Origin of the sequence: Pseudoxanthomonas sp., from assembly GCF_036845285.1 — a bacterium.
Classification (GTDB): domain Bacteria; phylum Pseudomonadota; class Gammaproteobacteria; order Xanthomonadales; family Xanthomonadaceae; genus Pseudoxanthomonas_A.
This window is the reverse complement of the sequence record NZ_DAIUEE010000005.1, coordinates 221703-242761: the sequence shown is the minus strand read 5'-3', so window position 1 is coordinate 242761 and position 21059 is coordinate 221703. Positions and strand designations below refer to the sequence as shown.

The following is a 21059-nucleotide window of genomic DNA, read 5'->3' as shown; positions in this document are numbered from 1 at the left end:
GATGACGATGCGACGTCTCCTGCTCATCGGCGGCTTGTGCTTCATGTCGCTGGCGCACGCGCAATCGCCCGGCGACTACACCGCTGCCAAGCAGCGTGCAGACATGGACGAGGCGTCGCTTTCCGCCGCCGACGCCAGCGCCATGCACGAGGCGCAGGGCCTTGCACTGGATGCCGCCGCCACCGGTTGCGCCACCCCAACGGCGGATACCTCGCCGTTCGTGGTAGTGGCGGAACTGGATGCCGGCGGCAAGGTGGTGCGCACGTGGCGCGAAGGCAGTACGCCACTGGCGATCTGCGTGCAGAAGCGGATCGCCGCCAGCACACTGTCGGCACCGCCGCGCGCGCCCTTCTTCACGTCGTTCGAACTGAGCTTCAGCCGATGAGCGATATCGCGACCGACATCAACGCACTACTGCGCGCGCGCCTGCCGGATGGCGCGCCGTTGCAGATTCCGCCGCCCTGCCTGCTCGACATGCAGGGCGAGCCGGTCGAGTACGTGGAAGGGCAGTCGCTGGCCATGCGCTTCCCGGTGTTGCCGCGCTACCGGAATCCGATCGGCTACATGCAGGGCGGCTTCATCGTGGCGGCACTGGACAACACGCTGGGGCCGTTCTCGTACCTGATCGCACCGCCGAGCGTGACGACTTCGCTCAACACGCAGTACCTGCGACCGGTGACCCCGGACCTGCCGCACATCACATGCCATGCGCGATTGATGGAACGCACGCGCCATCACCTGTTCCTCGCAGGCGAGGTACGCGATGAGGCGGGCAGCGTACTGGCGATGTGCCAGGCGGTGTGCCAGATCCTGCCGCAGAAGGCAGGCTGATGCTGCTTAGCCCCTCTCCCAACGGGAGAGGGGTTGGGGTGAGGGGCAACGAAGCCGGTCCATGCCGGCTATCGGCGATCTCTCCACACCCGCGATTCACTCGAAACGCACATCATCGATGGATGTACTGCGTGCATCTTTCGAGTGCGGTGCATTGAGCCACGCATGGCGCCGCTCGCCGCGGAGGCCCTACTTTCTTTGCTTATGCAAAGAAAGTAGGCAAAGAAAACACACCCCGGCGGTCCGCCCGCCGCTGCGCGGCGGGTTCGCAGTCCCGGCGGGAATTTTCGTGCAGGGCATCCTGCCCTGTACGAAAACGGCGCACATCCTTGTGCGCCGCCCCGTTTGGGTTTTACCCGCCGCGACTGCCGGACCTCAGGGGACCCAGGAGCCACCCCAGATACATACGACGCCGGCTTTGCTCACGCTTCAGGGGTCCCCATGAGGCACGGCGAGTGGGCCGGGCAAAACCCGAAGGGCGCCGCCATGGATGGCGGCGTTTTCGTATGGCACATGGATGTGCCTTACGAAAATTCCCGGCCTACTCGCGGACCCGGAGCGCGCAGCGCGGAGGGCGTGCCGCCTGGGGCGTGTTTCTTTGGTTCCTTTCTTTGCACGAGCAAAGAAAGGGACGCCCCCGCGGCGAGCGGCACCATATTTCAAAGAGAAAAGCCCAACCCGCAAGGCCATCGAACCAAAGGCCACTGGGGATGTGGTGCCGGCCAGAGCAGACTAAAGAGGCGGACTTCGTTGCCCCTCACCCCAACCCCTCTCCCGATGGGAGAGGGACTCAAGTCGAGGGAGAGGGACTCGGCTCAGCGCAACTCGAACCGATCCGCATCCAGCATCGCCGGGAACCGCTCCCGATGCGCCGCCAACGCCTCCGCCGAGATCGTCGTCGTCACCACGCCCTCGCCCGCAGGCAGTTCCACCAGCGGCTGCCCCAGCATGTCGATCACCGCACTGTCGCCCGAGTAATCGTGGCCGTTGCCGTCCGTGCCGGCACGATTCACCGCCGCCACGTAGCACAGGTTCTCGATCGCCCGCGCCCGCAGCAGCGTCTTCCACGGATACGCCCGCGCCGCCGGCCAGTTGGCGACGAACAGCTGCAGATCGAAATCCAGCTGCCCCGGCCGCTCCACGTCGTAGCGGTTGCGCGCGAACACCGGGAAGCGCAGGTCGTAGCAGACCAGCGGATTGATCCGCCAGCCCTTCCATTCCACCGTCAGCCGTCCGCTGCCCGCCGCATAGCGCTTGTGCTCGTTGGCGTAGCGGAACAGATGGCGCTTGTCGTAGTACTGCAGTTCGCCATCGGGCGTCGCGAACAGCAGGCGGTTGAACACGCCTTCGGCCGTCCGCAACTGCAAACTGCCGGTGACGGCGGCATCGAGTTTCGCTGCCTGTTCGCGGATCCACGCCACGGTGGCGCCGTCCATGCCCTCGGCCTGGTCGATCGCGTCGTTGCTGAAGCCGCTGGTGAAGGTCTCCGGCAGGATCACCAGATCGCTCTGCCCCGCCAGCGACGCGATCAATGCACCGTAGTAGTCGCGGTTGCCGGCCGGGTCGTGCCAGCGCGTCTCGCCCTGCACGAGGGAAATGCGGAGGTCCTGCATGGATTCTTTCTCCAGGCCGCCTTCAGGTGAAGACGATCGCAATGGTTCCGACGTCATCCCAGCGAACGCTGGGATCCATTGGCTTTGCCGGTTTTCAGAGCCTGGAGCAAAAACCAGATGGATTCCGGCTTTCGCCGGAATGACGAATGATTACAGCGCTTTCAACCGCGCGATCGCCGCATCCAGCGTCGCTTCGTTCTTCGCGAAGCACAGCCGCGCCAGGCGCTGCCCGGCCGGTGGCGTCTCGTAGAACGGCGACAGGGGGATCGCGGTGACGCCGTGCTCGATGGTCAGCCACTTCACGAACTCGGCATCCGGCAGGTCGCTGACCGCCGAATAGTCGACCAGTTGGAAGTAGCCGCCCGGCACCGGCAGCGGTGTGAACTTCGTACCCAGCAGCTGTTCGCGGAAGCGGTCGCGCTTTTCCTGGTAGAACGCGCCCAGGTGCTCGTAGTGCCCTGGTTCGTGCCGGATCATCGCGGCGAACGCATGTTGCGCCGGGGCGAACGTGCAGAACACGTTGTACTGGTGCACCTTGCGGAATTCTGCGCTCAGCGCCGGCGGCGCGATGGCGTAGCCGATCTTCCAGCCGGTGCAGTGGTAGGTCTTGCCGAAGCTGGATACCACGAACGCGCGCGCCGCCAGGTCCGGGTAACGCAGGATGGACTCGTGGCGGCGGCCGTCGAACACGATGTGCTCGTACACCTCGTCGGAGATCAGGTAGATGCCGGTGCCTTCCAGCAACGCGGACAGCGCGCGGATGTCGGATTCATCGAACATCGCACCAGACGGGTTGTGCGGGCTGTTGACGATCAGCAGGCGCGTCTTCGGCGTGACCGCCGCGCGCACGCGGTCCCAGTCGACCGCGAACGTCTGCGGATCCAGCGGCACGTGCACGGCGCGCGCGCCGGCCAGTTCGATGGCCGGCTCGTAGCTGTCGTAGGCGGGGTCCAGCACGATGACCTCTTCGCCCGGGCGCACCACCGCATGGATCGCGTTGAACAGCGCCTCGGTGGCGCCGCTGGTCACGGTGATCTCGGTGTCCGGATCCACCTGCCGGCCGTAGCAGCGCAGGACCTTCTCGGCGATGGCTTGGCGCAGCGGCGCCACGCCGGTCATCGGCGCGTACTGGTTGTGGCCGGCGCGCATCGCCGCGTCCAGTTCGTCCACCAGCCGCGATGGCACTGCGAAATCGGGGAAACCCTGCCCCAGGTTGACCGCGCCGTGCTCGGCGGCCAGCTGCGACATCACGGTGAAGATGGTCGTGCCCACCTTGGGCAGCTTGGTCTGGGGCTGGAGCATCCCGGTTCAGGCACTCGATGAGGAGGAAGGCGGAGTGTACGCGCTCGCCATTACGCGCGATGATGCGGCCATGGCCGAACACAGTGTTCCCGCCGACGGCACCGGAACCGGGGATGTCCCCGACGCGGAGCGCGCACGGCTGGCCACCGCCTGGGCCGCCGCGCACTACTTCGTGTCGGTGGGCCGCCAGGAATGGCTGTTCCGCGCAGGCGCGACCGCCGAGGACGTCGAGCGGCAGGTCATGGCCAGCCGCTATCTGTTCATCACGGCATGGAATCCCCCTCCGGGCGACGCACCGCGCCACGTCAATGACGACGCACAGGAGCGCCTGCACGCACGCCTGCACACGCTGGGACTGGCCTTCCATCCCGCGCTGGGCTGCAACAACCAGGGCGGGATGGTGGAACACGGCTGCCTGGTACTGGATGCCACGCAGGCGCAGGCCGACGCGCTGGCATGCGAATTCGGCCAGGGCGGCACCCTGTTCTGGCACGCCGACACGCCGGTGCGGCTGCGGATGATGTGGCCGCGCCCGCCGCAGGCGGACGGCGACCCGCACACGGACTGGGTGGGCTGACGGACCGCGACCGTCTGTCGCAGGCGGCCTGACCGGCCCCTCCGCTTAGAATGGGCGGCTGAGCCTCCAAGACACTCCAGCCTCCCGCCCGGGAACGCCCGATCCGATGACCGACGCCGCTCCCCACCACCCGCCGTTGCTGGCCGCCCGCGCGCTGGCGTTCTCGCGCAACGACGAGCCGGTGTTCGGGCCGCTGGACTTCGCCGTGGACGCGGGCGAAGCGCTGCTGGTGCAGGGCGGCAATGGCGTCGGCAAGACCACGCTGCTGCGCGTGCTGGCGGGCCTGTTACGGGCCGACGCCGGCCAGATCGACATCGACGGCCAGCCCGCCGGCCCCTCACGCCGCGCGCACGCGATGGCCTACCTGGGCCACCTGCCGGCGCTGAAGGCCGACCTGAACACGCTGGAAAATCTCAACTTCCTCTGCGGCCTGCATGGCCGGCGCGCGCGCCAGATGCCGGGCAATGCGCTGGCGATGGTGGGCCTGGCCGGTTACGAGGACGCCCTCGCGCGCCAGCTTTCCGCCGGCCAGAAGAAGCGCCTGTCGCTGGCGCGCCTGTGGCTGTCGCCGTCACCGCTGTGGCTGCTGGACGAGCCCTACGCCAACCTCGACCTGGACGGCATCACCCTGGTGAACCGGATGATTTCCGCGCATCTGCGCGATGGCGGCGCCGCGCTGGTCACCACGCACGGGGCCTATGCCGCACCGCCGGTGCAGACGCGCATGCTGGTGCTGGCGCGGGGAGGCACGGCATGACCCCTGCGGCCGTGGTCCCGTATCCCCCGCACACCGCCCCCTCCCCCGTTAACGGGGGAGGGTTGGGGTGGGGGCGAGACGGCGCACGTCGATGTACCGATGCAGTCCCGCATCGAGTGTCGAGTACACATGAAAGGGGCATGTGGAATTCCCATGCCGTGATCACGGCACATGACTCCGCTTCGCCCCCATCCCAGCCTTCCCCCGCAGGCGGGGGAAGGGGCTGCTTCATGGGGGGCCACGCATGAGCACAGCACCGTCCCTGTTCCAGACCGCGCGTGCCCTGATCACCCGAGATCTGCAACTGCTGTGGCGCCGCCGTGGCGATGCGTTGCAGCCGGCGCTGTTCGCGCTGCTGGTGGTGGTGCTGTTCGCCCTCGGCCTGGGTACCGCGCCGCTGGTGCTGTCGAAGGTCGCGCCTGCGGTGATCTGGGTGGCGGTGCTGCTGGCCGGTCTGCTGTCGCTGGATACGCTGTTCCGCGGCGATGCCGAGGACGGCTCGCTCGAACAATGGATCCTCGCGCCGGTGCCGCTGGCCTGGCTGGTGCTGGTCCGCGTGCTGACGCACTGGGCCACCACCGCCCTGCCGCTGGTACTGGCGACGCCGCTGCTCGGCGAGATGCTGCACCTGCCGCACGCCGAACTGCCGATGCTGCTGGCCACGCTGGCGCTGGGTACGCCGCTGTTGAGCCTGCTGGGCGCGGTGGTCGCGGCGCTGACGGTCGGCATGAGGCGCTCTGGTATCCTTGTGGCCCTGCTGGCGCTGCCGTTGTACGTGCCCGTGCTGGTGTTCGGCGCCGGCGCCGTGGCTGCCAGCGCACAAGGGCTGGATGCCTCCGGCGCCCTCCTCTGGCTGGCCGCCGGCCTGCTGCTCTCGCTGCTGCTGGCGCCGCTGGCCGCCGCCGCGGCGATCCGCATCGCCCTGACCTGAAGACCGACGCCGCCGCATGAATCCTCTCGTCCGCTGGTTCCACCAACTCGGTTCGCCGCCGTACTTCGACCGTTTCGCGGCACGCTGGATACCGTGGTGCTACCTGGCCGCCATCGTGCTGCTCGGGTTCGGGTTGTGGCAGGCGCTGTTCGTGGTGCCGGCCGACTACCAGCAGGGCGACAGCTTCCGCATCCTCTACATCCACGTGCCCAGCGCATGGATGAGCATGTTCGTGTTCGGCCTGATGGCGTTCTACGCGGCCATCGCGCTGGTCTGGCGCATCAAGCTGTGCGAGATCCTGGCGATGGCCTGCGCGCCCACGGGCGCCGCCTTCACCGTCATCACCCTGGCCACCGGCAGCATCTGGGGCAAGCCGATGTGGGGCACCTGGTGGGACTGGGATCCACGCCTGACCACCGAACTGATCCTGCTGTTCCTGTATCTCGGCGTGATGGGCCTGTACGGCGCCATCGACGACCGCCGCAACGCGGCGCGCGCCGCCGGCCTGCTGGCCATCGTCGGCGTGGCGATCCTGCCGGTGATCCGCTATTCCGTGGTGTGGTGGAACTCGCTGCACCAGGGCCAGACCATCCGCGTGTTCGGCGAGTCCAGCATGGACGACAGCATGATCCTGCCGCTGGTGCTGATGGTGGTCGCCACCAAGTTCTGGTTCGCCGGTTCGCTGCTGGCGCGTGCGCGCGCCGACAACCTGCGTCGCGAAGCCGGCAAGGACTGGGTGGCGAAACTCGCCGCCGCGAAGGAGGCCGCGCCGTGAGCTACTTCGAATACGTCATCGGCGCCTACGCCGTGTTCGCCCTGGTGCTGGGCTGGGATTTCCTGGCCCCGCGCCTGCAGGTGCGCCGCGAACTGCGCGCCGCCCGCCAACGCGTGGCGCGCGACGCGCGTCGCAGTGCCGCCCCCGCCGACCTGGAACGCTGATCGATGAACCCCGTACGTCGCCGTCGCCTGCTGTTCGTCCTGCTCGCCGTCGTGGTGGCCGGCCTCGCCACCACGCTGATCGCAATGGCCCTGCAGCGCAACGTGGCCTACCTGTACACCCCGGCCGAAGTGCTGCGCGGCGAAGCCGCCGAATCCCGCTTCCGCCTCGGCGGCATGGTCGAGAAGAACTCGTTCAGGCGCGAGCCCGGCTCGCTGGTCTCGCAGTTCGCCGTCACCGACGGTGATGCGCAGCTGACCGTGCGCTACGACAAGATCCTGCCCGACCTGTTCCGAGAAGGACAGGCCGTCGTCGCGACCGGTTCCATGCAGGATGGCGTGTTCGTCGCCACCGACGTGCTGGCCAAGCACGACGAGGAATACATGCCGAAGGAAGTCGCCGACAAGATGGGCAAGGCGCACCAGAAGCACGATGTGCCGGCGGCGCCTGCGGGGTCGGCGAATTGAGCCTCGCACCTGCCGTCAGTTCCCTTCTCCCCGCGCGCGGGGAGAAGGTGGCCGAAGGCCGGATGAGGGGCGCTTCCCCTTCCGCGGTCGCTGGTTTTGTCGCCCTGCGCTCGCTGCCGCCGTCCGAACCGTCGACGCCCCACGTCTCCGCTCGCCCCTCACCCGCCTTCGGCACCCTCTCCCCGCTGCGCAGGGAGAGGGACTGCGTGCCGCAGATCGAGGGACCGAGACGCTCCGCGCTGCGACTTGCCGAAGCGATCCGTTCCCTTCTCCCCGCCTGCGGGGAGAAGGTGGCCGGAGGCCGGATGAGGGGCGCTTTTGCTTCCGTTCGCACCGCAATTGGATGACTGATGCTCCCTGAACTCGGACAAATCACGCTGATCCTGGCGCTGCTGGTCGCCAGCCTGCAGTCGGTGCTGCCGCTGGCAGGCGCGCAGCGCAACAAGGCCGCCTGGATGGACGTGGCGCGACCCGCCGCGTATGCGCAGCTGTGGCTGGTGATGCTGGCCTTCATCGCGCTGACCGTGGCGTTCGTGCAGCAGGACTTCTCGGTGAAGTACGTCGCCGACAATTCCAACTCGCTGCTGCCGATGGTCTACCGCTATACCGCGGTCTGGGGTTCGCACGAAGGTTCGCTGCTGCTGTGGGCGCTGGTGCTGGCGCTGTGGACCGCCGCTGTCGCGCTGTTTTCGCGCGGCCTGCCGCCGGTGGTGATGGCGCGCGTGCTCGGCGTGATGGGCGTGGTCGCCATCGGCTTCCTCGCCTTCCTGATCTTCACGTCCAATCCCTTCATCCGCCTGCTGCCCTCGCCCGGCGAAGGTCGCGACCTCAACCCGTTGCTGCAGGACCCGGGGATGATCATCCATCCGCCGCTGCTGTACGTGGGCTACGTGGGTTTCGTGGTGCCGTTCGCGTTCGCCATCGCCGCGCTGCTCGACGGCCATGTGGATGCGCGCTGGCTACGCTGGACGCGGCCATGGACGAACGTGGCCTGGGGCTTCCTGACCCTCGGCATCGCGCTTGGCAGCTGGTGGGCGTATTACGAACTGGGCTGGGGCGGCTGGTGGTTCTGGGACCCGGTCGAGAACGCCAGTTTCATGCCGTGGCTGGTTGGCGCCGCGCTGATCCACTCGCAGGCGGTCACCGAGAAGCGCGGTGCGTTCCGCGGCTGGACGCTGCTGCTGGCGATCGCGGCATTCTCGCTGTCGCTGCTCGGCACGTTCCTGGTGCGCTCGGGCGTGATCACCAGCGTGCATGCGTTCGCCGCCGATCCCACCCGTGGCGTGTTCATCCTGATCTTCCTCGGCCTGGTGATCGGCAGCTCGCTGTTGCTCTACGCGCTGCGCGCGCCGCAACTGGCCGACGCCGACGGCGAGAAGCGCTATTCCGCCGCCAGTTCGCGCGAGACGCTGCTGCTGGCCAACAACCTGCTGCTGGCCGCCGCCTGCGCGATGGTGCTGCTGGGCACGCTGTACCCGCTGATCGCCGATGCGCTGGACCTCGGCAAGATCTCCGTCGGCCCGCCGTACTTCAGCCTGCTCTTCATCGTGCTGATGGCGCCGCTGGTGGCGCTGGTGCCGTTCGGTCCACTCGCCAAGTGGCAGCGCGAGAAGCCCGGCAAGCTGGTGGCGATGCTGCTCCCGTGGGCGGGACTGGCGCTGGTGCTGGCCGCCATCGCGTACGTCATGGCGCCGCAGGGCAAGCTGAAGGTCGCCGCCGGCATCCTGGGGGCGGCGTGGGTCGGGCTGGGTACGCTGCGCTTCGTCTGGTCGCGCCTGCGCGCCAATGGCCGCTTCACGCCCGAGATGCTCGGCATGACGCTCGCGCATACCGGCATTGCGGTATTCCTGGTCGGCGCGCTGCTGGTCGAAGGCCTGAACGTGCAGCGCGAACTGGCGGTGAAGCCGGGCCAGACGGTCGAAGTCGGCCGCTGGGGCTTCCACTTCCAGGGTGTCGATGAAACCCAGGGGCCCAACTACCTGTCCGACCGCGGCCACGTGCAGGTGCTGCGCGATGGCGTGCCGGTAGCGTTGCTGCACCCGGAAAAGCGCGCCTATGCCAGCGGCGGCCAGGTGATGACCGAAGCCGGCATCAAGCCCGGCGTGCTGACCGACATCTATGTCGCCATCGGCGAACCGCTAGGCAACGACGCCTGGGCGCTGCGCGTGCACATCAAACCCTTCGTCCGCTGGATCTGGCTCGGTGCCGCGCTGATGGCACTCGGCGGCTTCGTCACCGCCACCGACCGCCGGTTCCGGAACCACAAGAAAACCGAGGCGCGTCCCGCATGAACAACGCTTCCGAACTCCCGCCCTCGCCGCCGCGTTCGCGCGGTGCGATGACGTTCGCGCTGGTCATCATCGGCCTGTTCTTCGTCGGCCTGATGGGCCTGCTGTACTACGGCGTGTCGCAGTCCGACCGCGCCGGCCGCGACGCGCTGCCTTCGCCGCTGATCGGCAAGCCCGCGCCTGCGTTCGACCTGCCCCTGCTGCACGACCCGTCCAGGCGCGTCACCAACGAAAAACTCGCCGGCCAGCCCTACGTGATGAACGTATGGGGCAGCTGGTGCCCGGAATGCCGCGTCGAGCATCCGATCCTCACGAAGTTCGCGCTGACCAAGCGCGTGCGCTTCATCGGCTACAACCTCAAGGACGAACGCGAGGACGCGCTGCGCTGGCTGGAACAGTTCGGCAACCCGTACATGATGGTGGTCGCCGACCTCGAAGGCCGCACCGCGATCGACTGGGGCATCTACGGTGCGCCGGAAACCTTCCTCGTCGACGGCAATGGCGTGATCCGCTGGAAGCATGTCGGCGCGATCGACCAGGCGATCATCGACCACCAGCTGATTCCCGCGCTGGACAAGATCGAAGCCGGCCGATGAGCGCGCTGCCTGTCGCCTCGGCTCTACGCTGCGTGCTCGCGCTGCTGCTGGCGCTCTGCACGCTCACTGCCTTCGCCCAGGCCAGCGATCCCACCCCGCTGCAGTTCCATGATGCGGCCGAAGAGGCTCGCTTCCACACGCTCACCGCCGAACTGCGCTGCGTGATGTGCCAGAACCAGTCGCTGGCCGATTCCAATGCGCAGATCGCGCACGACCTGCGCCGCGAGGTGCTTGACCTGATGCGCCAGGGCAAGAACGACGCGCAGGTGAAGCAGTTCCTGGTCGACCGCTACGGCGAGTTCGTGCTGTACAAGCCCGAGGTCGCGCCCGGCACCTACATCCTCTGGTTCGGCCCGCTGTTCCTGCTGCTCGCCGGCGGCATCTGGGTGGGTCGCATCGTGGCCAGGCGTGCGAAACAGCCGGCCCCCGCCATCGACGACAACGACCAGGAGTGGTGATGACCACCTTCGTGATCCTCGCCATCGTGCTGTCCCTCGCGGTACTGCTGGCAGTGCTGTGGCCGCTGTGGCGCGACGCGCGCGGGCTGGTGCTGGCCGGCGTGGCGACGCTCGGCATCGCCACGTTCGCGCTGTACCGCGCGGTGGGCACGCCTGCCGCGCTGGAACCGCAGGCCACGGCCACCATGCCCGCCACGCTGGACGACGCGGTCGCGCAACTGGAAGCGGAACTGGAGAAGCAGCCGAACGAACCCGAAGGCTGGCGCCTGCTGGGCAAGTCCTACGCCGCCCTGCAGCGCTACGGCGATGCACAGAAAGCGTTCGAGCGCGCGGTGCAACTGCTGCCGACCGACGCCGACCTGCTGGTCGAAGCAGCGCAGGCGCGGCTGTTCAACAACGCGGAGCGCAAGCTCGACGCGGAAGCGATCGCGCTGCTGGACAAGGCCATCGCGATCAATCCCGGCCACCAGCGCGCACTGTGGTTCGTCGGCCTCGCGCAGCGCCAGGAAGGCAAGCACGCGGAAGCGGCGAAGACCTGGGAGCCGCTGCTCGCCAAGGTCGATCCCGCCACCGCCGCCACCCTGCGCACGCAGATCAACGAAGCACGCGCCGAAGCCGGCCTGCCGCCGCTGGCGGAGACGGCGCCCGCGCCGGCCGCCGATGCAGCGCCTGCACTGCTCACGGTGACCGTGGAGCTGGCGCCCGCGCTGAAGGAGAAGCTGGCACCGGGCGACACGTTGTTCGTGTTCGCCCGCCAACTGGGTGGCCCACCGATGCCGGTCGCCGCCAAGCGCCTGCCGGTGTCCGCCTTCCCGGTGACCGTCCCGCTCGGCGACAGCGACAGCCCGATGCCGACGCTGAAGCTCTCGCAGCTGCCGCAGGTGCACCTGGTCGCCCGCATCGCCAAGGGCAATGGCCCGGCCGCACAGTCCGGCGACCTGGAAGCCACCGCCGTCACCGCCGACGTCAAGGCCGGCAACACCTACACGCTGACGATCGATCACGTGGTGCCGTAAAGCGCTTTGCGTCGTTCCCTTCTCCCCGCCTGCGGGGAGAGGCTGCCGAAGGCGGATGAGGGGCGCTCTTCGCGCGGAACCCTTCATGCCTGCTCGCAGACGCGCGTTGACGACTGATCAGTACGTAACGCCTCAGTCTCCGCTCGCCCCTCACCCACCCCCGTATCAAGTACGGGGCAGGCTCTCCAGGCACCCTCTCCCCGCTGCGCAGGGAGAGGGGACGCGAGCAGCACATTGCCGGACTCGGACACGCCGCGCTCCCCCACGCTGATGCTATCTGTTCCCTTCTCCCCGCCTGCGGGGAGAAGGTGCCGAAGGCGGATGAGGGGCGCTCTTCGCGCGGAACCCTTCATGCCTGCTCGCAGACGCACGTTGAGCGCAGACCGCACCACCAGCATTCCCACTCCGTTCGCCCCTCACCCGCCCTCCGGGCACCCTCTCCCCGCTGACGCAGGGAGAGGGAGAGGGAGAGGGAGAGGGAGAGGGAAAGCGATGGCTCTTCGCGCACACGTGCAACACCACGATGCACCCGCGAAATGGCATCGCCCCGCCGCATTGCCTACACTGCCGCGATGACCGAATTCATCCCTCCCGGCACCCGCTTCCACCCCCTGCCCTCGCCATTCCGCATGAAGCGCGGCGGCGCGCTGCATGGGGCGCGGATGGCCTACGAAACCTGGGGCACGTTGAACGCACGCCGCGACAACGCGGTGCTGATCGTCACCGGGCTGTCGCCGGATGCGCATGCGGCGCGCAATCCGGGCAATGAGGCCGAGGGCTGGTGGGAGGCGATGCTCGGTCCGGGCAAGCCGATCGACACCGACCGCTGGTTCGTGGTCTGCGTGAATTCGCTGGGCAGCTGCAAGGGTTCCACCGGCCCGGCTTCGGTCAATCCGGATACCGGCGCGCTGTACCGCCTCGATTTCCCCGAGCTGTCGGTGGAAGACGGCGCCAACGCGGCATTCGACGTGGTGCGTGCGCTCGGCATCGAACAGCTGGCCTGCATCATCGGCAATTCAATGGGCGGGATGACGGCGCTGGCCTACCTGCTGCTGCATCCGGGCGCGGCGCGCACGCATATCAACATCTCGGGCAGCGCGCAGGCGCTGCCGTTCTCCATCGCGATCCGCTCGTTGCAGCGCGAGGCGATCCGGCTGGATCCCAACTGGAATGGCGGCCAGTACGACGACGATACGTACCCCGAATCCGGCATGCGCATGGCGCGCAAGCTGGGCGTGATCACCTACCGCTCGGCGCTGGAATGGGACGGCCGCTTCGGTCGCGTGCGGCTTGAATCGGACCGGCCGGACGAGGAACCGTTCGGGCTGGAGTTCCAGGTGGAAAGCTATCTGGAAGGCCATGCGCGCCGCTTCGTGCGCCGCTTCGATCCCAACTGCTATCTGTACCTTAGCCGATCGATGGACTGGTTCGATCTCGCTGAGTACGCCGATGGCGATGTGGCAACGGGGCTGGCGAAGATCCGCGTGCAGCGGGCGCTGGCGATCGGCGCCACCACCGACATCCTGTTCCCGCTGCAACAGCAGCAGCAGATCGCCGAGGGACTGGCGGCCGGCGGGGCGCAGGCGGAGTTCCTGCCGCTGGAGTCGCCGCAGGGCCACGATGCCTTCCTGGTGGATTTCGAGCGCTTCGGGCCGGCGGTGGCGGAGTTCCTGGGTTCGATCTGACTCGCTTTTCCCTTCTCCCTCCGGGAGAAGGTGGCGCGCAGCGCCGGATGAGGGTGTGCGTGCCGCCGAACCTCCACCACTTCGACGGACCCTCACCCCAACCCCTCTCCCGACGGGAGAGGCTCACCATCTCCATCGACAGACGTAGCGTGCGCCATGCGCACGACCTATGAACCCGACACCGCGCGTCGTGCGCACAGCGCACGCTACGGTCCCTTCTCCCCCCGGGAGAAGGTGGCGCGCAGCGCCGGATGAGGGTGTGCGAGCCGCCGAATCTCCACCACTTCGACGGCCCCTCACCCCAACCCCTCTCCCGACGGGAGAGGGGCTCACCATCCCCATCGACAGACGTAGCGTGCGCCATGCGCACGACCTATGAACCCAACACCGCGCGTCGTGCGCACAGCGCACGCTACGGTCCCTTCTCCCCCCGGGAGAAGGTGGCGCGCAGCGCCGGATGAGGGTGTGCGTGCCGCCGAACCTCCACCACTTCGATGGACCCTCACCCCAACCCCTCTCCCGGAGGGAGAGGGGCTATGGCGACCCCCATCCCGCACCGCAAGACGCCCTCCCCGGCCCAGCCGGCTAAAATGGCCGCACATTCTCAAGCGGGCCGTGCCATGACCCTCGATTTTCCTGGCGCCGACAAACTGATCGCCTCGCTGGACGCCGCCGTCACCCTGGGCGACGACCGTACCGTCACCGATGCGCTGCGCAAGACGCTGTGCGAACTGATCTGCGACGAGGACGTCAGCCTGCCCTCGTGCGTACTGGACCCGATCTCCGACCACTACGCGCGCCGCGAGCTGTACACCAGTCCGGAGCACGGCTACAGCGTGATCGCGATGACATGGGGGCCTGGCCAGGGTACGAAGATCCACGACCATTCGGGCATGTGGTGCGTGGAAGGCGTGTGGCGCGGGCGTCTGGAGATCACCCAGTACGAACTGGCCGAACACGACGACGTGCGGTACCGCTTCATCCCGGCGGGCACGATCGAAGCCGGCACCGGCTCGGCCGGCAGCCTGATCCCGCCGCACGAGTACCACACCATCCGCAATCCGAGCGACAAGGCGATCGCGGTCAGCCTGCACGTCTACCAGCGCACGATGGTCCGCTGCGGGATCTTCACGCCGGAGGAAGAGGCCGGCACGAACGGCTGGCAGCGCCGCGGCGAGCGCCTGCTGGGCACGGACCAGGTCAACTGAGGCACTGCAGGTCCGCGCCCCTGTCGGCCGGGGTCGCGCCTCGGCTATACTCCGCGTCCGCGCCGAAGTGGCGGAATGGTAGACGCAGCGGACTCAAAATCCGCCGCCCTTAAAAGCGTGTGGGTTCGAGTCCCACCTTCGGCACCAGTAAAAACAAAGGGTTAGGCTTCGCGGCCTAGCCCTTTTGTTTTGCCCGCACCACCTGTAGCCCGTGCATAGCCCGTCGCGAGGGCTACAAACTACTCCTCAACGCTACGCGCAACCTGCAGGGCTTCCCACGACGAGAACTACGTGTCATAGTTCAACCGTCGAGGTTTAACTCGACAACCACAGAGGAGCCGCAACTATGGTCACCGTCAAGCCATACAACCATCCCGTGAACAAAGAGAAGAAGAAACAGAATCGCGCGACAGCGTTCAGGCCATGAACACGACGCGAGGTTCCGTATGTTGAGCAAATTTGGAAAAACCTTAAGGAAGCTGCGGATAGATCACTCACGAACGTTAGGGCAACTGGGGAATGACATAGGCGTCAGCGCCGCGTTCCTTTCAGCCCTTGAAAGAGGCAAATCGGTACCTGGAGATCTAGTAGGGAAAATTGCATCAGCGATGAATCTCTCGTCGCAGGAACGATTGGAACTTCAACAGGCAGCCGATGCGCAGGTAAAGGAAGTAGCTTTAAAAATTGACACAAGGTCGGAGGCCACGAGGGAACTGGCCGTCGCGTTTGCACGCAGCTTTGAGTCAATGTCAGACGAAGAAATTAGGCGGATTCTCGAACCACTGAAGCAGCAAGCGTAAGAGGTAAAGGATGAGCAGGATCGATTACGAAGTCAGCCCTACCAGCAGGCAAGCCCTGATGCAGTTAGCCGCCGACATCCGAAACACCCTGCGCATCCATGCGCCTTACTTTCCCATTCTGGAAGTCGTTGAAATCGTTCTTCCCAAGGTGCAAGGCATGGAAGACTTCGCTTTAACGATAGGCGACATGACAGAAATGGGAGCGGACCATGGGCTGACCTACACAGACCGCAAGGAGATACGCCTCAGGGAAGATGTTTACGAGGGCGTGTACCGAGGTAAAGGGCGTGACCGTTTTACGTTGGCCCACGAGCTAGGCCATCTGCTGCTGCATGCAAATCAGGCTTATCAAAGGAACATGCGCTTGGCCGAGAATATTCCGCCTTACAAGAGTGCCGAGTGGCAGGCAAACACTTTCGCGGGAGCACTGCTAATGCCGCATGATTACCTGAAGCGCACGCAGGATGTTTTCACCGTGGTTGAAGAATGCGGTGTCACCGTCGATGCAGCTATGACGCACACGAGGCTGCTCCAAAAGGGCGGCCTCTTGTAGTAAAGGGCAAAGAAAAAGGCGAACCATGGACGGCTCGCCTTCGTAAACGGCGTGAAATGGAGCTAGCGCCGCTGCTTATTCAGTGGGTACAACAACCTTAAGCCGACACCATACAGGGTCAGGCACCCCACTGACAAGCATATGTGCTCCAAAAGGAGCAGTACGTTGACCCAGTCAACGAGCAATAAACCAGCCCCACCGGGCTGGAAGTGGGTGTGCTGCCGGCATCGTCGCGTCAAGGGGTCGAAAGATCGCTATCTGGACGCTCACGACTATGGCTATGAAGCGTGGTGCTTTCTGGTCCGCGCGTAACCAAACGGGGTGGCGGGTTCGCCTGCCACCCCTCTCTAAACTGTATGGAGAATTATCTATGTCCAAGATGACCGGGCCGAAAGCGGCCAAAGCTGCATCACATGTCCTGAACTCACCGAGCACGGGAAAGGCATCAAAGGCGGCGGCCGGTAGTGCGCTGACCCAGAGCCGCACCCGAGGTGAATCCACCTCGCCAAAGGCTGCTACCGCAGCATCGCAGGTGCTTCGCGATGGCCGTACGTCTGCAGCGTCCAAGACGGCGGCGGGTAGCGCGCTATCCCAGGCACGCGGCAAGAAGTAACCAGTAGGTGATGGGGCGGCGAAAGTCGCCCCATCTTTTTGGAGCTTTCAATGCCTCTGTACAAATATCTTCCGCACGACGACAGCATAGTCATCGGAAATCTTAAGTTGCGCTTCACCCGCCCCAGCGGCTTGAACGATCCATTCGAGTTAAAACCATACATCGAAGCGATTGCTACAGACGACGAGATTGCTCAGAAATTCTATGAAAAATTCAACATAGGTGAAGCCCTCGAACAGGTCTACGACAAGCTACCGAAGGAACTAACATCAAAGATTCCAAAAGCTGCATTTATGCAGTTCATGCATGACACGATTGCTAACAATAGAACTGAATTTGAAGGAAGCATTCAAGGATTATTGGACAAATTTTCCTCTGAACTACCGAGATACACCGCACAACTTAGAGACGAAATTCATAAGCATCTAGAGCGAGTTGGAATTCTAAGCCTTACGACTGCACCCGATAGCACTTACATGTGGACACACTATGCTGCATCGCACTGCGGCTACGCGGTCGAGTTCGATGAGACGCACCCCTATTTCAATAGACGCAGAACCGAGAAGGATGAGTTCTTCCACCTGCGAGAGGTCACCTACTACGAACAACTCCCAATTCACAAGACACTTAGCGATCTGGACGGAACGAAAGTTTTTTGCACGAAATCGTCTCAGTACGCGGAAGAAAAAGAATGGCGCATGCTCGTTCCTCTCCCCGATGTAACAAGCGAATCCAGCATTGCGGAAGAATTGTTCGACTTTCCTGCTGACGCGGTCAAAAGTGTAATCTTTGGTGAGCGAGCAAAAGACGAGTTCAAGGCGAAAGTGCATAAACGACTTGCAGATAACCCTGAGTTCTCACATGTCAAATGCAAACAGATCGTGGCTGATCACCGCACAGGTCATCTAGTCTTGCAGGACGTCTAACGCGCCCACTCGACCCGGACGGCGTCCACGGGGTCAGGGCGGGACAGGCCGAACACGGCCAGAGCCAAGGCCAGAACAAGGTCGTCGTGCGCCCCTTCGCGGGCGTTGAAAGTCGCGTTGCCGGCCTCGGTGAAACGCACACGAAAGTCCTGCAGTTCACGGGCCAGTACAGCCGCATCGGGCAAGCTGGCGGCGATGCGAAGGTCGCCCGAGTGCAGCAGGGCTTGTAGCTTCGACACCAGCTCCCCTTTCGGCACCGACCACCCTGCCCGGTTGCCCGAAACCTCGCGCCCGCCAGTAATCACCACGCCCTGCGCCATGCGCAGCAGCCTGCGGCCAGCGAACATGTCGAACACTGGGCGACCGACGCCCGTGTAATCGACCAGCACGCGAGGCTGTAGGCGGTTTAGCGGGCTGCGGCCCAGCAGCGCCTCCAGTTGATCCACCTGCTGCGGGTATGGCATTCCGAGCCGGAGCCTTTCGAGATGCGCAACTTCGTAACGCGGCTGCGGATACGGGTTCAACTCGGCGAACGTCGGATTCGTGGGGGTAGTGACGATCTTCGCGGCAACGCAGATAGCGGTCGGATCATGCGCCTGTCCTACGTCGATGCCGACTGCGTAGCTTCGCTTATGTAGCAGCGTGATCGGACCTTTCAATCGGGGATGCTTCGTGTCGAACATGGAATGAGTTTCTAGCTCCACAACGGGTCTACCTCGTGGCTGATAGCGGCTTCGATAAGCTCGCTGGAAAAGAACTGTTCGTCCGTATCGACAAACTCGCAGAGATACTCCTGCCGGAACTGCCAGTCGCCGATCAACCGCTTCTCGTCAGCCAGCCAGCCGGCATCGATGCGCGGGCAGTCGTGCGCGGTTACCTGCGTGCGGTGCCAGCCCTCGCCGAAGGCCCACGACTCGTAGAACCATCCGCGCTTGCCATACGGCGTGGTCAGAGCAACGAAGCGGCCATTGGTCGTCGCCAGCATCGGGCGCACGGCGGCGAAGAGTGCGTCGTCCACCCGCGATGCCTCGTCCACGATCACGGTCTTGGCACCGCTGTAGCCTCGGATAGTGCCCTCGGTACCGGGCAACGCGATGATGCGGCTACCATTCGCCAGTTCCATGCGCATGGCGCTTTCCTGCACGATACGGGGCACGTTCGGCAGCGCCCGGTAAACCTCGTTGACCTTGCGGAACAACTCAGCGCTCTGCCGCTGGGCCGGCGCGATGAGCAGCACGAGGCCCGGGTCATAGATGGCCTGATTCACTGCTAGCGAGGCGCACGTTGTGCTTTTCCCGCTTTGCCTCGAACACAACAACAGCATCCGCCGCGCGTCGCTGTTCAGCACATCTCGCTGCCACGGGTCGGCAGGCATACCAGCGTCCGCCATGATGCTGGCGGGGTCGAGCATTCGGGAGAGGTCACGAGCCAGTGCGGACACGGGTCGCCTCCCCTTCGATCACCTGGCGCTTGGCGCGACTGCGCCGGGTGACCTCGCGTGCCTTCGCCAGTGCGGGTTCCGCCGCTTCGCGCTCCTGCTCGCTCTCCACGTTCGGCAAGTCGGCCGACTGGAAGTGTTGCAGCGCCGCCACAACATCGGCCCGTGCATCGGGGTGACCACGCAACGCCTGCATGATTGTCGTGCGCAGCGCATGGAACTCCGGCATCACTAGGAGGTTGTTGGTGACGTTGACGGTTCCGGTTTTCAGGTCGCCTAGCAGCTTCGCCGTAGTCTCCAAGTTCTTCACGATTCGCTCGCCGATGGCGGCGGCGGCCTTGTAGTCGTCCTGCTGCTCGGCGACGTCCATCAGGCTGTACATGCGAGCGCGCACCGCCACGAGATGCTGTAGCACGCCCTCGGACTCGGTGACCCGCAGGTTTTCCAGCTCAACGGGCGTCATGCGACCACGCGTCATTAGCTGCGCATGCAATTCGGGCCTCATGTGATTCTTTGCGTGTCGCCACACAGCGTCGTGATGCACGCCGTACCGTTTGGCGAGCACTCGCGCAGGAACCTTGTTGGCGACTCCCAGTTCTATGCTCGCGCGGTCGGCGTGGTCGCACACCGTGCAGCGGATTCCTTTAAGACCCATGGCCTTCCACCTTGGCTTTGAGGACCTTGTATTCCTCGACTGCCGCGCCGATTCCGCACTCCAATTTGTGAAGAAGCTCCAGTTCCTGGCGCATGGTGGGTGTCACGAAGCCCCGATGGTCCGGGGTCAGCCCACGCATTGCATACTCGTGCCTACGGCGGTCGACTCTGGCGTCCACCTTGTCGCGCAGGATGCGTACGTCGCGCTCATGCATTCGGAGCTGGTAGCAGAATCCGTTCAGGCGTTCCCGCGTTGTGTCTTGCTGTGCGTTCTCCAACGCTTGCTGTACCCTCGGCGGCAGAAGGTGCTTCACCTCGTTGTACCGACTCATCACGCACCCCCTGCCAGCGAGCGCAGCGCATCCACGGCCTCAAAATCGACCATTTCGTTGATCGATTCTTCAAAGCCGGCCCGGCATCGCGCCAGTAGTTCGCGCTCCCGCTTGTACGCCTTCGGCATCGACAACAACTGCGGCCGCTTCAGAGCGAGAATCGTCGTGGTGATGTCCATTTTCTGGCCTTCGGCGACACCGCTCATCCACGCGGGCGCGCTCGCCACCGCATACATCAGTGCGTAGTAATCTTTACTGGTAGTCTTGGAAAGCAGGTCGTCCCGGTCACGCTCCGAAAGTCCACGCAGGTAGCTGCGAATCTCGGGAGCCAGAGCACGGAACTCGTTCGACGGCGGCTGCAGGAGCGAATCGACTTCCGCGTCCAACTCGCGAATACGTCTGTCGAAAAGTTCGATGGTTTCATCGATCTTGGCGAGCTGAGTTTGTGCAGCATTTCGGGCAAGTTCACCGGCAGCAATTTCAAGCCGTGCTGCATTCTCGGTTGGGTTTTGCCTCGTTCTCCGTACGTCAGTTTGAATTTTTGACGCAGAATTTTTCGAGCCAGCCCGCACTGATCTTCCTGCCCTCAGTGCCGGGTCCTCCGGGCTTTCCGGCCCATGGTCGCAGCAGCGTTCCTCTAGCAGAGCTTCGGAGAGCACGGTGCGCTGCGGCTCCGGCTGGGTAGCTTGTGCATGGGCGCGGCGCACAGCGCGGTCGGCTGCGGCCTGTACGGCAGGGTCGATGTTCGGCATGAGTAGCCCTCCGGGCTGGGGTAGGTACCCCGATGCTCGGGCCACACTTCGGTACGAAGCCATCGGCTTTGGCGTACCAGCCGCGAAAACGCGCCGCGATGCGCTGCACGGGCTACCCACGGGCTACAGCTATCAACGATGCCCCGAAACTCCGGCGGTACCGGAGTACGCAGGGGTTAACACGTAAGGCGCGTAATCAATGCGGCTCCGTTCTCCGGGGCGAGTAACGCGTTCTCGTCCGGAGGATGTGTGATCGGCTCGCCACACGACAGTGCAGAAATGAAGGCGTATGACGGCGCATTAATGCTGTTTTGGGGTACGCACG

The 21059-nt window shown here is 65.1% G+C and carries 24 protein-coding genes and 1 tRNA gene; 18 read left to right on the top strand and 7 right to left on the bottom strand.

The features are described 5' to 3' along the window. Position 1 precedes the first annotated feature (1 nt). The gene (locus V7060_RS08700) at positions 2–385 is read left to right on the top strand and encodes a hypothetical protein (protein WP_334178840.1); all 384 of its coding nucleotides are present in this window, start codon (positions 2–4) and stop codon (positions 383–385) included. Then, positions 382–831 carry a PaaI family thioesterase gene (locus V7060_RS08695; RefSeq protein WP_334178839.1) on the top strand — a complete coding sequence of 150 codons (450 nt, stop codon included), beginning with the start codon at positions 382–384 and terminating at the stop codon, positions 829–831. Before V7060_RS08700 ends, V7060_RS08695 begins: the two co-directional genes overlap by 4 nt. An 815-nt stretch (positions 832–1646) precedes the next feature. Here the strand turns inward: V7060_RS08695 and V7060_RS08690 are convergent. Both V7060_RS08690 and V7060_RS08685 read right to left on the bottom strand, forming a co-directional pair. Next, complete coding sequence (locus V7060_RS08690; protein ID WP_334178838.1) at positions 1647–2444, bottom strand: amidohydrolase; 798 nt, start codon at positions 2442–2444, stop codon at positions 1647–1649. 150 nt (positions 2445–2594) lie between these two features. Next, positions 2595–3746, bottom strand: a complete 1152-nt coding sequence (locus V7060_RS08685; RefSeq protein ID WP_334178837.1) for a pyridoxal phosphate-dependent aminotransferase — start codon at positions 3744–3746, stop codon at positions 2595–2597. 70 nt (positions 3747–3816) lie between these two features. On the opposite strand from V7060_RS08685, the gene V7060_RS08680 reads away from it, so the two are divergent. The 16 genes from V7060_RS08680 (at position 3817) to V7060_RS08605 (ending at position 17558) form a co-directional block, all read left to right on the top strand. Beyond that, a complete protein-coding gene (locus V7060_RS08680; protein ID WP_334178836.1) occupies positions 3817–4323 on the top strand; it encodes a DUF3293 domain-containing protein in 507 nt (168 codons plus the stop codon). A 106-nt stretch (positions 4324–4429) separates the two neighbouring features. Further along, the gene (gene ccmA, locus V7060_RS08675) at positions 4430–5080 is read left to right on the top strand and encodes a heme ABC exporter ATP-binding protein CcmA (protein WP_334178835.1); all 651 of its coding nucleotides are present in this window, start codon (positions 4430–4432) and stop codon (positions 5078–5080) included. A gap of 244 nt (positions 5081–5324) precedes the next feature. Further along, positions 5325–6011, top strand: a complete 687-nt coding sequence (gene ccmB, locus V7060_RS08670) for a heme exporter protein CcmB (RefSeq protein WP_334178834.1) — start codon at positions 5325–5327, stop codon at positions 6009–6011. Positions 6012–6027: 16 nt separating this feature from the next. After that, complete coding sequence (locus V7060_RS08665) at positions 6028–6786, top strand: heme ABC transporter permease (protein ID WP_334178833.1); 759 nt, start codon at positions 6028–6030, stop codon at positions 6784–6786. Further along, positions 6783–6950: a heme exporter protein CcmD gene (locus V7060_RS08660; RefSeq protein ID WP_142124188.1), complete on the top strand. Its 168-nt coding sequence runs from the start codon at positions 6783–6785 to the stop codon at positions 6948–6950. Before V7060_RS08665 ends, V7060_RS08660 begins: the two co-directional genes overlap by 4 nt. Positions 6951–6953: 3 nt before the next feature. Then, positions 6954–7415 carry a cytochrome c maturation protein CcmE gene (gene ccmE, locus V7060_RS08655; protein ID WP_334178832.1) on the top strand — a complete coding sequence of 154 codons (462 nt, stop codon included), beginning with the start codon at positions 6954–6956 and terminating at the stop codon, positions 7413–7415. Positions 7416–7765: 350 nt separating this feature from the next. After that, a complete protein-coding gene (locus tag V7060_RS08650) occupies positions 7766–9706 on the top strand; it encodes a heme lyase CcmF/NrfE family subunit (RefSeq protein ID WP_334178831.1) in 1941 nt (646 codons plus the stop codon). A 47-nt stretch (positions 9707–9753) separates the two neighbouring features. Beyond that, complete coding sequence (locus tag V7060_RS08645; protein WP_334178889.1) at positions 9754–10299, top strand: DsbE family thiol:disulfide interchange protein; 546 nt, start codon at positions 9754–9756, stop codon at positions 10297–10299. After that, entirely contained in the window at positions 10296–10757 is a 462-nt protein-coding gene (locus tag V7060_RS08640; protein WP_334178830.1) for a cytochrome c-type biogenesis protein, read from the top strand. Before V7060_RS08645 ends, V7060_RS08640 begins: the two co-directional genes overlap by 4 nt. After that, positions 10757–11773 (top strand): tetratricopeptide repeat protein, encoded by a 1017-nt coding sequence (locus tag V7060_RS08635; RefSeq protein ID WP_334178829.1) that lies wholly within the window; start codon positions 10757–10759, stop codon positions 11771–11773. Before V7060_RS08640 ends, V7060_RS08635 begins: the two co-directional genes overlap by 1 nt. A gap of 572 nt (positions 11774–12345) precedes the next feature. Beyond that, positions 12346–13458, top strand: coding sequence for a homoserine O-acetyltransferase (locus V7060_RS08630; RefSeq protein WP_334178888.1), 1113 nt, complete (start codon positions 12346–12348; stop codon positions 13456–13458). Between the two features lie 620 nt (positions 13459–14078). Then, entirely contained in the window at positions 14079–14666 is a 588-nt protein-coding gene (locus V7060_RS08625) for a cysteine dioxygenase family protein (protein WP_334178828.1), read from the top strand. Positions 14667–14727: 61 nt separating this feature from the next. Continuing rightward, positions 14728–14813 (top strand) — tRNA-Leu (locus tag V7060_RS08620). A 299-nt stretch (positions 14814–15112) separates the two neighbouring features. Further along, on the top strand, positions 15113–15466 hold the full coding sequence (locus V7060_RS08615) for a helix-turn-helix transcriptional regulator (protein ID WP_334178827.1): 354 nt from the start codon (positions 15113–15115) through the stop codon (positions 15464–15466). A gap of 10 nt (positions 15467–15476) precedes the next feature. Beyond that, positions 15477–16019 (top strand): ImmA/IrrE family metallo-endopeptidase, encoded by a 543-nt coding sequence (locus V7060_RS08610; protein WP_334178826.1) that lies wholly within the window; start codon positions 15477–15479, stop codon positions 16017–16019. Between the two features lie 663 nt (positions 16020–16682). Then, positions 16683–17558, top strand: coding sequence for a DUF2971 domain-containing protein (locus V7060_RS08605; protein WP_334178825.1), 876 nt, complete (start codon positions 16683–16685; stop codon positions 17556–17558). On the opposite strand, the gene V7060_RS08600 is transcribed toward V7060_RS08605, so the two are convergent. From V7060_RS08600 to V7060_RS08580, 5 genes are all read right to left on the bottom strand, one after another. Continuing rightward, positions 17555–18241 (bottom strand): hypothetical protein, encoded by a 687-nt coding sequence (locus tag V7060_RS08600; protein WP_334178824.1) that lies wholly within the window; start codon positions 18239–18241, stop codon positions 17555–17557. The two genes, V7060_RS08605 and V7060_RS08600, sit on opposite strands and share 4 nt — an antisense overlap. A gap of 11 nt (positions 18242–18252) precedes the next feature. Beyond that, a complete protein-coding gene (locus V7060_RS08595) occupies positions 18253–18999 on the bottom strand; it encodes a phage terminase large subunit (RefSeq protein WP_334178823.1) in 747 nt (248 codons plus the stop codon). Next, on the bottom strand, positions 18980–19501 hold the full coding sequence (locus V7060_RS08590; RefSeq protein ID WP_334178822.1) for a hypothetical protein: 522 nt from the start codon (positions 19499–19501) through the stop codon (positions 18980–18982). Before V7060_RS08590 ends, V7060_RS08595 begins: the two co-directional genes overlap by 20 nt. A gap of 139 nt (positions 19502–19640) precedes the next feature. Further along, the gene (locus tag V7060_RS08585) at positions 19641–19982 is read right to left on the bottom strand and encodes a hypothetical protein (RefSeq protein ID WP_334178821.1); all 342 of its coding nucleotides are present in this window, start codon (positions 19980–19982) and stop codon (positions 19641–19643) included. Next, positions 19982–20734, bottom strand: coding sequence for a hypothetical protein (locus V7060_RS08580; protein WP_334178820.1), 753 nt, complete (start codon positions 20732–20734; stop codon positions 19982–19984). Before V7060_RS08580 ends, V7060_RS08585 begins: the two co-directional genes overlap by 1 nt. Positions 20735–21059: the final 325 nt, after the last annotated feature.

What these genes read in the sequence shown, in the direction of transcription:
- V7060_RS08700 (WP_334178840.1), top strand. Translation starts at nt 2, where the DNA reads ATGACGATGCGACGTCTCCTGCTCATCGGCGGCTTGTGCTTCATGTCG.
- V7060_RS08695 (WP_334178839.1), top strand. Translation starts at nt 382, where the DNA reads ATGAGCGATATCGCGACCGACATCAACGCACTACTGCGCGCGCGCCTG.
- V7060_RS08690 (WP_334178838.1), bottom strand. Translation starts at nt 2,444, where the DNA reads ATGCAGGACCTCCGCATTTCCCTCGTGCAGGGCGAGACGCGCTGGCAC.
- V7060_RS08685 (WP_334178837.1), bottom strand. Translation starts at nt 3,746, where the DNA reads ATGCTCCAGCCCCAGACCAAGCTGCCCAAGGTGGGCACGACCATCTTC.
- V7060_RS08680 (WP_334178836.1), top strand. Translation starts at nt 3,817, where the DNA reads ATGGCCGAACACAGTGTTCCCGCCGACGGCACCGGAACCGGGGATGTC.
- ccmA (WP_334178835.1), top strand. Translation starts at nt 4,430, where the DNA reads ATGACCGACGCCGCTCCCCACCACCCGCCGTTGCTGGCCGCCCGCGCG.
- ccmB (WP_334178834.1), top strand. Translation starts at nt 5,325, where the DNA reads ATGAGCACAGCACCGTCCCTGTTCCAGACCGCGCGTGCCCTGATCACC.
- V7060_RS08665 (WP_334178833.1), top strand. Translation starts at nt 6,028, where the DNA reads ATGAATCCTCTCGTCCGCTGGTTCCACCAACTCGGTTCGCCGCCGTAC.
- ccmE (WP_334178832.1), top strand. Translation starts at nt 6,954, where the DNA reads ATGAACCCCGTACGTCGCCGTCGCCTGCTGTTCGTCCTGCTCGCCGTC.
- V7060_RS08650 (WP_334178831.1), top strand. Translation starts at nt 7,766, where the DNA reads ATGCTCCCTGAACTCGGACAAATCACGCTGATCCTGGCGCTGCTGGTC.
- V7060_RS08645 (WP_334178889.1), top strand. Translation starts at nt 9,754, where the DNA reads ATGACGTTCGCGCTGGTCATCATCGGCCTGTTCTTCGTCGGCCTGATG.
- V7060_RS08640 (WP_334178830.1), top strand. Translation starts at nt 10,296, where the DNA reads ATGAGCGCGCTGCCTGTCGCCTCGGCTCTACGCTGCGTGCTCGCGCTG.
- V7060_RS08635 (WP_334178829.1), top strand. Translation starts at nt 10,757, where the DNA reads ATGACCACCTTCGTGATCCTCGCCATCGTGCTGTCCCTCGCGGTACTG.
- V7060_RS08630 (WP_334178888.1), top strand. Translation starts at nt 12,346, where the DNA reads ATGACCGAATTCATCCCTCCCGGCACCCGCTTCCACCCCCTGCCCTCG.
- V7060_RS08625 (WP_334178828.1), top strand. Translation starts at nt 14,079, where the DNA reads ATGACCCTCGATTTTCCTGGCGCCGACAAACTGATCGCCTCGCTGGAC.
- V7060_RS08615 (WP_334178827.1), top strand. Translation starts at nt 15,113, where the DNA reads ATGTTGAGCAAATTTGGAAAAACCTTAAGGAAGCTGCGGATAGATCAC.
- V7060_RS08610 (WP_334178826.1), top strand. Translation starts at nt 15,477, where the DNA reads ATGAGCAGGATCGATTACGAAGTCAGCCCTACCAGCAGGCAAGCCCTG.
- V7060_RS08605 (WP_334178825.1), top strand. Translation starts at nt 16,683, where the DNA reads ATGCCTCTGTACAAATATCTTCCGCACGACGACAGCATAGTCATCGGA.
- V7060_RS08600 (WP_334178824.1), bottom strand. Translation starts at nt 18,241, where the DNA reads ATGTTCGACACGAAGCATCCCCGATTGAAAGGTCCGATCACGCTGCTA.
- V7060_RS08590 (WP_334178822.1), bottom strand. Translation starts at nt 19,501, where the DNA reads ATGAGGCCCGAATTGCATGCGCAGCTAATGACGCGTGGTCGCATGACG.
- V7060_RS08585 (WP_334178821.1), bottom strand. Translation starts at nt 19,982, where the DNA reads ATGAGTCGGTACAACGAGGTGAAGCACCTTCTGCCGCCGAGGGTACAG.
- V7060_RS08580 (WP_334178820.1), bottom strand. Translation starts at nt 20,734, where the DNA reads ATGCCGAACATCGACCCTGCCGTACAGGCCGCAGCCGACCGCGCTGTG.